Source organism: Pseudomonas tensinigenes (assembly GCF_014268445.2).
Lineage (GTDB): Bacteria > Pseudomonadota > Gammaproteobacteria > Pseudomonadales > Pseudomonadaceae > Aquipseudomonas > Aquipseudomonas tensinigenes.
Map to the genome: position 1 here is coordinate 1,431,139 of NZ_CP077089.1, position 13,057 is coordinate 1,444,195.

Annotated in this window: 14 protein-coding genes; 10 read left to right on the forward strand and 4 right to left on the reverse strand. The window is 59.1% G+C overall.

What is annotated here, in order from left to right; translation table 11 throughout:
• Positions 1–38: 38 nt before the first annotated feature.
• The 4 genes from HU718_RS06175 (at position 39) to purT (ending at position 2,855) form a co-directional block, all read left to right on the forward strand.
• The gene (locus HU718_RS06175; protein WP_095138284.1) at positions 39–563 is read left to right on the forward strand and encodes a gamma carbonic anhydrase family protein; all 525 of its coding nucleotides are present in this window, start codon (positions 39–41) and stop codon (positions 561–563) included.
• Positions 560–769, forward strand: coding sequence for a DUF1289 domain-containing protein (locus HU718_RS06180; protein WP_186612416.1), 210 nt, complete (start codon positions 560–562; stop codon positions 767–769). The genes HU718_RS06175 and HU718_RS06180 overlap by 4 nt, the downstream gene beginning before the upstream one ends.
• Before the next feature lie 336 nt (positions 770–1,105).
• Positions 1,106–1,573 (forward strand): VUT family protein, encoded by a 468-nt coding sequence (locus HU718_RS06185; RefSeq protein ID WP_016986366.1) that lies wholly within the window; start codon positions 1,106–1,108, stop codon positions 1,571–1,573.
• Between the two features lie 100 nt (positions 1,574–1,673).
• Positions 1,674–2,855 (forward strand): formate-dependent phosphoribosylglycinamide formyltransferase, encoded by a 1,182-nt coding sequence (purT, locus tag HU718_RS06190; protein ID WP_102900595.1) that lies wholly within the window; start codon positions 1,674–1,676, stop codon positions 2,853–2,855.
• A 120-nt stretch (positions 2,856–2,975) separates the two neighbouring features.
• Here purT and HU718_RS06195 read toward each other — a convergent pair whose 3' ends face one another.
• From HU718_RS06195 to HU718_RS06205, 3 genes are all read right to left on the reverse strand, one after another.
• The gene (locus HU718_RS06195; RefSeq protein WP_186612418.1) at positions 2,976–4,292 is read right to left on the reverse strand and encodes an MFS transporter; all 1,317 of its coding nucleotides are present in this window, start codon (positions 4,290–4,292) and stop codon (positions 2,976–2,978) included.
• A 303-nt stretch (positions 4,293–4,595) separates the two neighbouring features.
• Positions 4,596–5,837, reverse strand: a complete 1,242-nt coding sequence (locus HU718_RS06200; RefSeq protein ID WP_186612428.1) for a transporter associated domain-containing protein — start codon at positions 5,835–5,837, stop codon at positions 4,596–4,598.
• Positions 5,838–5,849: 12 nt separating this feature from the next.
• Positions 5,850–6,662, reverse strand: coding sequence for a cytochrome C assembly family protein (locus HU718_RS06205; RefSeq protein WP_038357737.1), 813 nt, complete (start codon positions 6,660–6,662; stop codon positions 5,850–5,852).
• 210 nt (positions 6,663–6,872) lie between these two features.
• Here HU718_RS06205 and ffh point away from each other — a divergent pair, with 210 nt between their 5' ends.
• The 6 genes from ffh to HU718_RS06235 all read left to right on the forward strand — a co-directional run bounded on the left by ffh (position 6,873) and on the right by HU718_RS06235 (position 11,062).
• On the forward strand, positions 6,873–8,249 hold the full coding sequence (gene ffh / locus HU718_RS06210) for a signal recognition particle protein (RefSeq protein WP_007908988.1): 1,377 nt from the start codon (positions 6,873–6,875) through the stop codon (positions 8,247–8,249).
• Between the two features lie 311 nt (positions 8,250–8,560).
• Positions 8,561–8,812 carry a 30S ribosomal protein S16 gene (gene rpsP, locus HU718_RS06215; RefSeq protein WP_016986371.1) on the forward strand — a complete coding sequence of 84 codons (252 nt, stop codon included), beginning with the start codon at positions 8,561–8,563 and terminating at the stop codon, positions 8,810–8,812.
• Positions 8,813–8,817: 5 nt separating this feature from the next.
• Entirely contained in the window at positions 8,818–9,354 is a 537-nt protein-coding gene (gene rimM, locus HU718_RS06220) for a ribosome maturation factor RimM (protein WP_016986372.1), read from the forward strand.
• A gap of 2 nt (positions 9,355–9,356) precedes the next feature.
• Positions 9,357–10,109, forward strand: coding sequence for a tRNA (guanosine(37)-N1)-methyltransferase TrmD (gene trmD, locus HU718_RS06225; protein ID WP_095119350.1), 753 nt, complete (start codon positions 9,357–9,359; stop codon positions 10,107–10,109).
• A gap of 45 nt (positions 10,110–10,154) precedes the next feature.
• Positions 10,155–10,505, forward strand: coding sequence for a 50S ribosomal protein L19 (gene rplS, locus HU718_RS06230; RefSeq protein WP_003175895.1), 351 nt, complete (start codon positions 10,155–10,157; stop codon positions 10,503–10,505).
• Positions 10,506–10,648: 143 nt separating this feature from the next.
• The gene (locus tag HU718_RS06235; protein ID WP_186612430.1) at positions 10,649–11,062 is read left to right on the forward strand and encodes an acyl-CoA thioesterase; all 414 of its coding nucleotides are present in this window, start codon (positions 10,649–10,651) and stop codon (positions 11,060–11,062) included.
• A gap of 117 nt (positions 11,063–11,179) precedes the next feature.
• On the opposite strand, the gene HU718_RS06240 is transcribed toward HU718_RS06235, so the two are convergent.
• A complete protein-coding gene (locus HU718_RS06240) occupies positions 11,180–12,988 on the reverse strand; it encodes a cation:proton antiporter (protein ID WP_186612432.1) in 1,809 nt (602 codons plus the stop codon).
• Positions 12,989–13,057: the final 69 nt, after the last annotated feature.

The following is a 13,057-nucleotide window of genomic DNA, read 5'->3' on the forward strand; positions in this document are numbered from 1 at the left end:
TTCGAATGGCCATCACCGTGAGCCCTGAGGAAAACAAGATGAAATACCGCTTGGGCGACGCCCGTGTCGAGACCCATCCACAAAGCTGGGTCGCCCCCAATGCCGTGCTGGTGGGCAAGGTCAAACTCGAAGAGGGCGCCAACGTCTGGTTCAACGCCGTGCTGCGCGGCGACAACGAACTGATCCTGATCGGCAAGAACAGCAATGTGCAGGATGGCACTGTGATGCACACCGACATGGGCTACCCGCTGACCATCGGCACCGGCGTGACCATTGGCCACAATGCCATGCTGCATGGTTGCACCGTCGGCGATTACAGCCTGATCGGCATTAATGCGGTCATTCTCAACGGCGCGAAAATCGGCAAGAACTGCATCATCGGCGCCAACTCGCTGATCGGCGAAGGCAAGGAAATTCCTGACGGTTCGCTGGTGATGGGCTCGCCGGGCAAAGTCGTGCGTGAGCTGACCGAGGCGCAGAAGAAGATGCTCGAGGCCAGCGCCGCCCACTATGTGCATAACTCCCAGCGTTATGCGCGCGATCTGGTTGAGCAGGAAGAATGAACACGCCCGAAAGACCTGTCGCCTCGCCGTGCGTGAATATCTGTGCGCTGGATGAGGCTGATATCTGCACTGGCTGCCAGCGTACGGTCGAGGAGATCACGCGCTGGGGCCGCATGAGCAATGACGAGCGCCGTGTGGTGTTGGGGGTGTGTCATGAGCGAGCGAAGGCGAGTGGGCTGGTGTGGATGATCCCTTCGAAGTCGTGATCGGCTTGAGAGTGCCCTCACCCTAACCCTCTCCCAGGGGGAGAGGGGACTGACCGAAGTGTCTTTCGCTATACGCCGACCTGACATGTCGAGTCGGACTCAAGATTTGAAAGGCCCCCAACAGGCTCCCTTCCCTTCGTTTGAAGGGGGAGGGAATGACCGGGTTGATTGTTCGGTCCGTACCGGCCTGCGTTCTCCAGTCGAACTCGGGATTTGATTCAACGAAGATCTGCTCCCTTTTCCCCTCGCCCCCCATGGGGGAGAGGGCTGGGGTGAGGGGGTGGCTCTTGATCTGCGGGTCCAGTAATCTGTGCGCCAATCTGCCAGGTCGCCTCCATGATTTTCCTCATCGCCTACATCAGCAGCGTCGTGCTGATCAACTTCGCCTTCTCCACCGCGCCACACCTGGACATCATCTGGTCGGCCTGGGGCGGTTTGGTCTTCGTGTTGCGCGATATGGTGCAAACCCGCTTCGGCCACGGCGCCATCGTGGCAATGCTGGCGGCGCTGGTGCTGTCCTACGTCACCTCCGATCCCTCCATCGCGCTGGCCAGCGCCACGGCGTTCGCGGTTTCCGAGTGCATCGACTGGCTGGTGTTCAGCATCACCAAACGGCCATTGCGCGACCGCTTGTGGATAAGTTCGGCACTGAGCATCCCCCTCGACACCTTCATCTTTTTCGGCATGATCGACCTGCTGACACCACCGGTGATCATCACCGCGCTGGCCTCGAAATTCGCCGGTGTCACCGCCGTCTGGCTGATCATGGCCTGGCGTGAGCGCAAACAGGCCGTCGCCGGCTGAAGCCAAACCCTCAGGTTCATGTAAAATGCCGCGCTTTCTCCCCATGGAAAGCGCGTCAGGCGTTGCTTTCCTCGATGATCCGCTTCTTTGAGGACCTGAGATGACCCGTATCGGAACTCCATTGTCGCCAACCGCGACCCGCGTATTGCTGTGTGGCTGTGGTGAGTTGGGCAAGGAAGTGGTGATCGAGCTGCAACGCCTGGGCGTTGAAGTGATCGCTGTTGACCGTTACGCCAACGCGCCGGCCATGCAAGTTGCGCATCGCAGCCACGTGATCAACATGCTGGACGGCGCCGCCCTGCGTGCCGTGATCGAAGCCGAGAAGCCGCACTTCATCGTGCCGGAAATCGAGGCCATCGCCACCGCCACCCTGGTCGAACTGGAAGCCGAAGGCTTCACCGTGATCCCGACCGCACGCGCAGCGCAACTGACCATGAACCGTGAAGGCATCCGTCGTCTGGCCGCTGAAGAGCTGGACCTGCCGACCTCGCCGTACCACTTTGCCGACACTTTCGAGGACTACAGCAAAGCCGTTGAGGACCTGGGCTTCCCATGCGTCGTCAAACCGGTGATGAGCTCGTCGGGCAAAGGCCAGAGTCTGCTGCGCAGCGCCGATGACGTGCAGAAAGCCTGGGATTACGCGCAAGAGGGCGGTCGCGCCGGCAAAGGTCGGGTGATCATCGAAGGCTTTATCGATTTCGACTACGAAATCACTCTGCTGACCGTTCGCCACATCGGCGGCACCACGTTCTGTGCGCCAGTTGGCCACCGTCAGGAGAAGGGCGACTATCAGGAATCGTGGCAGCCACAAGCCATGAGCCCGATTGCCCTGGCTGAGTCCGAGCGTGTTGCCAAAGCCGTGACCGAGGCGCTGGGTGGCCGTGGTCTGTTCGGCGTCGAGCTGTTCATCAAAGGTGATCAGGTGTGGTTCAGCGAAGTCTCGCCGCGTCCGCATGACACCGGTCTGGTGACACTGATTTCGCAGGACCTGTCGCAGTTCGCCCTGCACGCTCGCGCGATTCTGGGCTTGCCGGTGCCATTGATCCGTCAGTTCGGGCCATCGGCTTCGGCGGTGATTCTGGTGGAAGGGCAGTCGACTCAGACCGCTTTCGCCAACCTCGGCGCGGCGTTGAGCGAGCCGGACACGGCGCTGCGTCTGTTTGGCAAGCCGGAAGTGAATGGTCAGCGTCGCATGGGTGTGGCGCTGGCGCGGGATGAGTCGATCGAGGCTGCTCGTGCCAAGGCGACTCGTGCTGCTCAGGCTGTTGTCGTAGAACTCTAAACCGAGTTGCGACATTCGCGAGCAGGCTCGCTCCCACATGGGATTGGGTTAACACAGAATCTGTGACCAACCCTAAAACACTGTGGGAGCGAGCCTGCTCGCGAAGCTTTTGATCTTCTGTCAGGCAATCTGATTCAGGTCGCTATTGCGGGTTTCCTTCAAACACAGCACCGCAATCAAACTCAGCACCGCCGCTGCCGACACATAGCCGCCGACATAACTCAAACCACCCATCGCCACCAGTTTTTGCGCAAAGAACGGCGCCGCCGAGGCCCCGACAATGCCGCCCAGGTTATACGCCGCCGAAGCACCGGTATAACGCACGTGGGTTGGAAACAGCTCCGGCAACAACGCGCCCATCGGCGCGAACGTCACGCCCATCAAAAACAGCTCGATGCATAGAAACAGCGCTACGCCCCAAGTGGAGCCCTGAGTCAGTAACGGCTCCATCAGAAACCCGGAAAGAATCGCCAACACACCGCCAATGATCAGCACCGGTTTGCGCCCGTAACGGTCGCTGGCCCACGCGGACAATGGCGTAGCGGCGGCCATGAACAGCACAGCGAAGCACAGCAACCCAAGGAACGTCTCACGGCTATAGCCGAGTGTGGCAACCCCGTAACTCAGGGAAAACACCGTCGAGATATAGAACAGCGCATAGCAGACCACCATTGCCGCCGCGCCCAGCAGTGTCGGCGCCCAGTACTGGCTGAACAGCTCGACCAGCGGCACTTTCACCCGTTCCTGACGGGCGATGGCGTTGGCGAACACCGGTGTTTCATGCAGTTTCAATCGCACATACAGACCGACCATCACCAGTGCTGCGCTGAGCAGAAACGGAATCCGCCAGCCCCAACTGCGGAATTGCTCATCATCGAGCGTCATGGCCAAGGTCAGAAACAAACCGTTGGCGGCGAGAAAACCAATCGAAGGGCCGAGCTGCGGGAACATGCCAAACCAGGCACGTTTGCCTTTCGGCGCGTTTTCCGTGGCGAGCAGGGCGGCACCGCCCCATTCGCCGCCCAATCCCAGCCCCTGCCCGAAGCGCAGCACGCACAGCAGAATCGGCGCCCATGCGCCGATGGTGGCGTACCCCGGCAGCACGCCAATCAGCGTTGTGCACACACCCATCAATAGCAAGGATGCGACCAGCGTCGATTTGCGCCCGATACGGTCACCAAAATGGCCGAACAACGCCGAGCCCAGCGGTCGGGCGAGGAAGGCAATGCCAAAGGTCAGAAACGCCGAAAGCATCTGTGCGGTGCCGGAGGTCTGTGGAAAGAACACTGGCCCGATCACCAAAGCGGCCGCCGTGGCGTAAACATAGAAGTCGTAGAACTCGATGGCGGTGCCGATAAAACTCGCCGTCGCCACGCGGGTGGCGGAATTCGTCGGTTGGGCAGGCGCGGTGTCGCTATAAGCGGTACTGGTCGTCATGCGGTGATCCCTGACAGTCATGAGCTCCGTTGGAGCGAATTATTATGGTCGAACACCCAGGGATGTGGGATGAGGCGCGGTCGCTGTTTCAGGTAGGAACAGTCGCCGGAGTACAGCGGAAATAGCCGAAACCTGTTGGGTGCGGGGTAAGCACGCGGTTTGGCGGGGCTTGGGTAAGCTGATTTGATTATAGGAAGGGGGCTAACGATCAAACAAGAGCAAAGATCGCAGCCTGCGGCAGCTCCTACATGGGAACGCATTTCAAATGTAGGAGCTGCCGCAGGCTGCGATCTTTTGATCTTTCTATCGGGCAGGCACCAAAGCAGGCACAGAAGAGGTATGCCAAATCAGCACTTTGCTAACCCGGTTCTCTTCAGTCTCAAGAATCTCCAGCCGATAACGCCCGATCTTTAGGCAAACCGAACTCTCGGGAATCGTCTCCAACGCTTCAGTCACCAGTCCATTCAGCGTTTTCGGCCCATCGCTCGGCAAATGCCAGCCCAAACACTTGTTCAATTCGCGGATCGACGCGGCACCGTCAATGACCATGCGGCCATCGCCCTGCGGATGAATATGCGGATTATCCAGGCTGTGCTCGCTTTCAAATTCGCCGACTATTTCTTCGAGAATGTCTTCCAGAGTGACGATGCCAAGCACTTCGCCGTACTCGTCGACCACCATGCCGAGGCGGCGTTGTTGCTTGTGGAAGTTCAGCAGTTGCAGTTGCAGCGGCGTGCTTTCCGGCACGAAGTACGGCTCGTAACTGGCGGCCAGCAAGGCTTCGAGCGTCAGATCTCCGTTGCTCAGCAGATGGCGGATCTGCCGGGTGTTGAGCACCGCTTCAACCTGATTGATGTCGCTGTGAAAAACCGGCAGGCGCGTACGTTTGTTGTGACGCAGTTGCTCAATGATCTCTTCGAGAGAATCGTCGAGGTTGATGCCGTCGACGTCACTGCGCGGCACCAGAATGTCGTTGACCGTGATGTTGTCCAGCGCATGAATGCCTGAAACCGGGTGCGCGCGCACTGGATGCTCTGGATCGTCGTAGCGATCGGCGGGCGAGTCATCTTCGCTTTGCTGCACGACCTGAACTTTGCGAGCAAACGGGCTCATCAGCAAACCGCTGATACGGCTGAACAGCCAGGCAAACGGATAAACAATCTTCAACGGCACGGCCAGCAAGGTATTGCCGAACGCCAGCACCGCATCGGGGTAGCGCTGGGCGACGGTGCGCGGGAAGTAATCGGCAAACACCAGCAGGATTGCCCCGGCACCGAGGCACGCAGCCCACGGGCCATTTTCCTCGCAGAGGAAGATCGCCAGCAGCGTCGCGATGATCACGGCGAGGGCACGGCAAAGGGTATTGCAGAGAATCAGGCTGTCGAGCGGGAAGCTCAGCTTCGCCAGCGGTTTATCGCTGGCGCGCGAGGCGGTGCGTTGCGCGAGCAAGTGTTGCTGCGCGATTTCGACGGCGGTAAACAGCCCTGACCACAAAATCAGCAGGACAAATACCGCGAGCATCGGCCCTATGGGCAAAGCGTCCATTTATGCCGCCCGTCAGATGTGCAGGATGTATTCACGAACCAGTTTGCTGCCGAAGTACGCCAACATCAGCAGGCAGAAACCGGCGAGGGTCCAGCGAATCGCCTTGTGGCCGCGCCAGCCGAGGCGATTGCGGCCCCACAGCAGTACGCTGAACACGATCCAGGCGAGGCACGCCAGCAGGGTCTTGTGCACCAGATGCTGAGCGAACAGGTTCTCGACGAACAGCCAGCCGGAAATCAGCGACAGCGACAACAGCGTCCAGCCGGCCCAGAGGAAACCGAACAACAGGCTTTCCATGGTTTGCAGCGGCGGAAAGTTCTTGATCAGCCCGGACGGGTGCTTGTGCTTGAGCTGGTGGTCTTGCACCAGCAGCAGCAAGGCCTGGAACACCGCGATGGTGAACATGCCGTAGGCGAGGATCGACAACAGAATGTGCGCGAGGATACCCGGCTCTTCATCGATGATCTGCACCGTGCCGGTTGGCGCGAACTGCGCCAGCAGCACGGTCACCGCACCGAGCGGGAACAGCAGCACCAGCAGGTTTTCCACCGGAATGCGCGAGCAGGCGATCAGCGTCAGCGCGATCACTGCCGCTGCAATCAGGCTGGAGGCGCTGAAGAAATCCAGGCCCAGGCCGATCGGGGTCAGCAAATGCGTGAGCAGGCTGGCAGCGTGGGCCACCACGGCGAGCGCGCCGAGGCTAACCAGCAGGCGCTTGTTCGCCTTGGCGCCGGTGGCCAGACGGGTGCTCTGATAAAGGGTCGCAGCGGCATATAGAAGGGCGGCGGCGAGGGTGGTCAGCAAACTCGGTGACAAGGGGAGCATAAATCCTGTTAGGCAAGCCCGAAAGGGGCTGAGTTTGGCATAGAACCGCCACGACACGAAAGACTCAGGAAGCTGACAGCGAGGTGTCCGCCAGCCGCAGTCTTCGCTATAATCCGCGACCTGCCCACGCCGCAGGCTCGCCGAGCACATGTTGATTCCGGTCTGGGCCGCCATTATCCCGGTCTACACAGGGCCTGAAAGGATCGCGCAATGTTTGAAAACTTAACCGACCGTCTCTCGCAGACGCTGCGCCATGTCACTGGCAAGGCGAAGCTGACCGAGGACAACATCAAAGACACCCTGCGTGAAGTGCGCATGGCGTTGCTCGAAGCCGACGTCGCCCTGCCGGTGGTCAAGGACTTCGTCAATTCGGTCAAGGAGCGCGCTGTCGGCACCGAGGTGTCGCGCAGCCTGACGCCGGGCCAGGCGTTCGTGAAGATCGTCCAGGCTGAGCTCGAAAGCCTGATGGGCGCGGCCAACGAAGATTTGAACCTGAGCGCCGTACCGCCAGCCGTCATTCTGATGGCCGGTCTGCAGGGCGCCGGTAAAACCACCACCGCCGGCAAACTGGCGCGCTTCCTTAAAGAGCGCAAGAAGAAGTCGGTCATGGTCGTGTCGGCGGACGTTTACCGCCCGGCCGCTATTAAACAGCTGGAAACCCTGGCCAACGACATCGGCGTGACGTTCTTTCCGTCCGATCTGAGCCAGAAACCGGTGGACATCGCCACCGCTGCTATTAAAGAAGCCAAACTGAAATTTATCGACGTGGTCATCGTCGACACCGCCGGTCGTCTGCACATCGACGAAGAAATGATGGGCGAGATCAAGGCGCTGCATGCCGCGATCAACCCGGTCGAAACCCTGTTCGTGGTCGACGCCATGACCGGTCAGGATGCGGCCAACACGGCCAAGGCCTTCGGTGATGCGCTGCCGCTGACCGGTGTGATTCTGACCAAGGTCGACGGCGACGCCCGTGGCGGTGCCGCCCTGTCGGTACGCGCCATCACCGGCAAGCCGATCAAGTTCATCGGTATGGGCGAGAAGAGCGAAGCGCTCGATCCGTTCCACCCTGAGCGTATCGCTTCGCGGATTCTCGGCATGGGCGACGTGCTCAGCCTGATCGAACAGGCCGAAGCGACCCTCGATAAAGACAAAGCCGACAAACTGGCCAAGAAGCTGAAGAAGGGCAAGGGCTTCGACCTCGAAGACTTCCGTGATCAGCTGCAACAAATGAAGAACATGGGCGGCCTCGGCGGGCTCATGGACAAGCTGCCGAGCATCGGCGGCGTCAACCTGTCGCAAATGGGCAATGCCCAGAACGCTGCAGAAAAACAATTCAAACAGATGGAAGCCATCATCAATTCCATGACCCCGGCCGAGCGCCGCGACCCTGAGCTGATCAGCGGTTCGCGCAAGCGCCGGATCGCCATGGGTTCCGGTACTCAGGTGCAGGACATCGGTCGCTTGATCAAGCAGCACAAGCAGATGCAGAAGATGATGAAGAAATTCTCCGCCAAAGGCGGAATGGCGAAAATGATGCGCGGTATGGGCGGAATGTTGCCCGGCGGCGGCATGCCGAAAATGTAAGGTGTCCCGTCTCGCCCATTCTGCTCGCCAAAAGTGAGCGAAAAGGGTGAGACAGGACACTAAGACTTCGCCGGTCGTCGCACCGGCGCAGACCCTGCAAGGACGCAGGATCAACAGCAAACCCGCACTCGGCGGGAGCTGACTGGCCGTTTTCATCGACGGCTCTATATGCAAATCCGCACGGCATGCCATAGGCGCCGGAAAAAGTCATTTGCAAAAGTCCGGATATTCCTTAGAATATGCGGCCTTTCGGGCACCCATGCCCGCTGTGCATTTAGATTTGCAGCACCGACTACAGGAACGATGTTCACATGCTAACAATCCGTCTTGCCCTTGGCGGCTCCAAAAAGCGCCCGTTTTACCACCTGACCGTAACCGACTCGCGTAACCCGCGTGACGGCTCCCACAAAGAACAGGTTGGTTTCTTCAACCCTGTTGCCCGTGGTCAGGAAACCCGTCTGTCCGTGAACCAAGAGCGCGTAGCCTACTGGCTGAGCGTTGGTGCACAGCCTTCTGAGCGTGTTGCTCAGTTGCTGAAGGAATCTGCAAAGGCTGCGGCCTGAGCAATATGAACGCGACGCCTGCTGTTGCCGATGATTTGATCGTTATTGGCAAAATTTATTCTGTTCATGGCGTTCGCGGCGAAGTGAAGGTTTATTCCTTTACTGATCCGACTGAAAACCTGTTGCAGTACAAAACCTGGACGCTCAAGCGCGAAGGCAATGTCAAACAGGTCGAGCTGGTCAGTGGACGCGGGAACGACAAGTTCCTGGTCGCAAAGCTCAAGGGTCTTGATGATCGTGAAGAAGCTCGTCTTCTGGCCGGTTACGAGATCTGCGTGCCGCGTAATCTGTTCGCTGAATTGACCGACGGTGAGTACTACTGGTACCAGCTGGAAGGTCTGAAGGTCATCGACACACTTGGGCAATTGCTCGGGAAAATCGATCATCTTCTGGAAACCGGCGCCAATGATGTAATGGTCGTCAAGCCTTGCGCTGGCAGCCTGGATGATCGCGAACGCCTGTTGCCCTATACGGAGCAATGCGTGTTGGCTATCGACCTCGCAGCGGGCGAGATGAAGGTGGATTGGGACGCGGACTTCTAAACGTGGCTAATTTGCGCGTAGAAGTGATCAGTTTGTTTCCCGAGATGTTTTCCGCCATCAGCGACTACGGCATCACCAGTCGTGCGGTCAAACAGGGGCTCTTGCAGCTGACCTGTTGGAATCCGCGGAACTACACGACGGATCGGCATCACACTGTGGACGATCGCCCGTTTGGCGGTGGTCCGGGCATGGTGATGAAGATCAAGCCCCTGGAAGATGCTCTGGTTCAGGCCAAGGCAGCAGCCGGGGAGGCGGCGAAGGTGATTTACCTGTCCCCCCAAGGCCGTCAACTGACTCAGTCGGCGGTACGCGAGCTGGCACAATCGGATGCATTGATCCTGATTGCCGGCCGCTATGAAGGCATTGACGAGCGCTTTATTGAGGCTCATGTCGATGAAGAGTGGTCGATTGGCGACTATGTACTGTCTGGCGGCGAGCTGCCGGCGATGGTCCTGATCGATGCGGTTACACGACTGCTGCCTGGAGCTTTAGGGCATGCGGATTCCGCTGAGGAAGATTCCTTTACGGATGGTCTGCTGGATTGCCCGCACTACACCCGACCTGAGGTGTATGCGGATCAGCGTGTTCCCGACGTGTTGCTGAGTGGCAATCACGCGCATATCCGGCGTTGGCGTTTACAGCAGTCCCTTGGTAGGACCTTTGAACGACGCGCCGATCTTCTGGAAAGCCGCTCGCTTTCTGGAGAAGAGAAGAAGCTGCTCGAGGAATACATCCGCGAGCGGGACGATAGTTAACAACGTATCGATGGTAGATCGAACGATTTACCTTAGGAGCACAGCATGACCAACAAAATCATCCTTGCACTCGAAGCAGAGCAGATGACCAAAGAAATCCCTACCTTCGCCCCAGGCGACACTATTGTCGTTCAGGTGAAAGTGAAGGAAGGCGATCGTTCCCGTCTGCAAGCGTTCGAAGGCGTTGTAATCGCCAAGCGTAACCGCGGCGTGAACAGTGCGTTCACCGTTCGTAAAATCTCCAACGGTGTTGGCGTAGAACGTACTTTCCAGACCTACTCCCCGCAGATCGACAGCATGGCTGTTAAACGTCGCGGTGACGTACGTAAAGCCAAGCTGTACTACCTGCGCGACCTGTCGGGTAAAGCAGCTCGCATCAAGGAAAAACTGGCTTAAGCCCAGCTTCCGATGCAGAAAAAAGCAGCCTACGGGCTGCTTTTTTGTTGCCCGAAATTCCCCCCCTTTGTAGGAGCTGCCGAAGGCTGCGATCTTTTGATCTTGCTTTCGATCCGCGATCCACTGTTTACGAGCTGTCCGACATGACCCCCCGCGACCAGGAAATCCAACGCCGCACCGAACTCTCGGTGACCCGCGTGACCAAGGCTGTCTTCCCGCCGACCACCAACCACCACAACACGCTGTTCGGCGGCACTGCGCTGGCATGGATGGACGAAGTGTCGTTCATCACCGCCACACGCTTCTGCCGCTTGCCACTGGTGACCGTGTCCACTGATCGCATCGATTTCAATCACGCGATTCCGGCCGGTTCCATCGCCGAGTTGGTCGGGAAGGTGATCAAGGTCGGTAATACCAGCCTCAAGGTCGAGGTGGAAGTGTTTGTCGAGAGCATGAACTGTGATGGCCGCGAGAAGGCGATTCATGGCCAGTTCAGCTTCGTTGCCATTGATGATGACAAGCGGCCGGTACCGGTGTTGCCGGGTTTTGCGGCTTGATCTGATACCGAGTCGCGCCATTCGCGAGCAGGCTCGCTCCCACAGTGATCGGGTGAACACAACATTTGTGTCCGTCACAGAACCTGTGGGAGCGAGCCTGCTCGCGAAGGCGTCAGCTCAGGCGCCGCTGGCCTCCGGCTGAATCAACGCCAGCAACGTCCACCCCGACCCAGGTTTCACGGTAGTCTCCGGCGTCACCACATGCACCCAACCGCTGTCATCGCGCATGAACAGCAAGGTCGCACGATTACCATGCAGCGCCCGGTAATCCTCCCAGCCGAAACCATCCGTCAACGTCGTGCTGTACAGCTCGGCACCTTGGCCCATCTGACTGGCCAGTTTCGCGTAGGTAAACGCCTCGCTACCGAGTTGATTGCCACGATGCTCCAGGCTCGCACGGTGCTTGTCGCTACGACGGCTTTCATGACCGCTGGCCAATCCGAATAATCGCTGATGGCCGAAGTCATGCCGAAAGCGCATCGCCGCCAAGGTATTCAGTTCACCCGACGGTGACAGCGCCAGCAAATGCCCCAGCCCAACCAGATCCAGATGCGCATCGGCATGTTGCGAGGCCGGATTGCCAAAGTATGTCGGCAACCCTTCCATGCGCGCCGCACGAATATTCTCCCAGCTCGAATCGGTCAGCAACACGCGGCTGCCCAGTTGCTGCAGCGACTTGCCCAGCTCCCGCGCCGGGCCGTTCGCGCCGACGATCAAGAATCCGCTTGGCGCCGGTTCTGCAACCTTCAACAGGCGAGCCAACGGTCGTGCCGTGGCGCTCTGCAGCACAACGGTGCCGATAATCACCGCGAAGGTCAGCGGCACCAGCAGCAACGCGCCCTCGTGCCCGGCCTCATGCAGACGAATCGCAAAAATCGCCGACACCGCCGCCGCGACAATCCCGCGTGGCGCAATCCAGCACAACAATGCACGCTCGCGCCAGCTCAGACTGGACCCCGCTGTACTGAGCAACACGTTCAACGGCCGGGCGATCAGTTGAATCACCAGCAGCAGAATCAGCACCAACGGGCCCAGTCCGATCAAGGCATACAAGTCCAGACGCGCCGCCAACAAAATGAACAGGCCGGAAATCAGCAGCACGCTGAGGTTTTCCTTGAAGTGCAGGATATGCCGCACATCCACGCCTTTCATGTTGGCCAGCCACATGCCCATCAACGTCACGGCCAGCAGACCGGACTCGTGCATCACTTCGTTGGCGGCAATGAAAATCCCCAGCACCGCCGCCAGCGAGGCGAGATTATGCAGATATTCCGGCAGCCACTGCCGGCGGATCACCGTGCCGAGCAGCCAGCCGCCCACAACGCCGAACACTGCGCCGCAGAGAATCACTCCACCAAAAGTAAACAGGCTCTGCTTGAGGCCATGACCTTCAGCGCTGGCAATAATGAAGCTGTAAACCACCACGGCGAGCAGGGCGCCGATCGGGTCGATGACGATGCCTTCCCAGCGCAAAATATTGGCAATCGAGGCTTTCGGTCGCACCACTCGCAGCATCGGCACGATCACCGTCGGGCCGGTGACCAGCGTCAGGCTGCCGAACAGGATGGCCAGCATCCAGTCGAAGCCCAGCAGAAAATGCGTGGCAACCGCGATGACAATCCAGGTCGAGATCGCACCAAGGGTCACCAAACGATGGACGACGCTGCCGATCTCCTTCCACTCCGACAGGTGCAGGGTCAGGCTGCCTTCGAACAGAATCAGCGCGACGGCCAGCGAAACCAGCGGCATCAGCAGCGGCCCGAACATTTCCTGCGGATCGAGCCAGCCCAGCACTGGGCCGACCAGAATGCCGGTCAGCAACAAAAACAGAATCGCCGGCAGCTTCAGGCGCCAAGCCAGCCATTGGCAACCCAGCGCCGCCGCGCCAATCCCGCCAAATGCCAGTAGAATTTGCTGCTCGTTCATTGATGCTCCCTGTTCCTTGAAATAGCCGGCTATGAAAGACTAGCGGCCATTCCTACAGTTCACTCTACA

Coding starts and splice junctions, on each gene's coding strand:
- HU718_RS06180 (WP_186612416.1), top strand. CDS start 560: ATGAACACGCCCGAAAGACCTGTCGCCTCGCCGTGCGTGAATATCTGT.
- HU718_RS06205 (WP_038357737.1), bottom strand. CDS start 6,662: ATGCTCCCCTTGTCACCGAGTTTGCTGACCACCCTCGCCGCCGCCCTT.
- HU718_RS06195 (WP_186612418.1), bottom strand. CDS start 4,292: ATGACGACCAGTACCGCTTATAGCGACACCGCGCCTGCCCAACCGACG.
- rpsP (WP_016986371.1), top strand. CDS start 8,561: ATGCTAACAATCCGTCTTGCCCTTGGCGGCTCCAAAAAGCGCCCGTTT.
- HU718_RS06200 (WP_186612428.1), bottom strand. CDS start 5,837: ATGGACGCTTTGCCCATAGGGCCGATGCTCGCGGTATTTGTCCTGCTG.
- purT (WP_102900595.1), top strand. CDS start 1,674: ATGACCCGTATCGGAACTCCATTGTCGCCAACCGCGACCCGCGTATTG.
- rplS (WP_003175895.1), top strand. CDS start 10,155: ATGACCAACAAAATCATCCTTGCACTCGAAGCAGAGCAGATGACCAAA.
- rimM (WP_016986372.1), top strand. CDS start 8,818: ATGAACGCGACGCCTGCTGTTGCCGATGATTTGATCGTTATTGGCAAA.
- HU718_RS06175 (WP_095138284.1), top strand. CDS start 39: ATGAAATACCGCTTGGGCGACGCCCGTGTCGAGACCCATCCACAAAGC.
- HU718_RS06185 (WP_016986366.1), top strand. CDS start 1,106: ATGATTTTCCTCATCGCCTACATCAGCAGCGTCGTGCTGATCAACTTC.
- HU718_RS06240 (WP_186612432.1), bottom strand. CDS start 12,988: ATGAACGAGCAGCAAATTCTACTGGCATTTGGCGGGATTGGCGCGGCG.
- ffh (WP_007908988.1), top strand. CDS start 6,873: ATGTTTGAAAACTTAACCGACCGTCTCTCGCAGACGCTGCGCCATGTC.
- HU718_RS06235 (WP_186612430.1), top strand. CDS start 10,649: ATGACCCCCCGCGACCAGGAAATCCAACGCCGCACCGAACTCTCGGTG.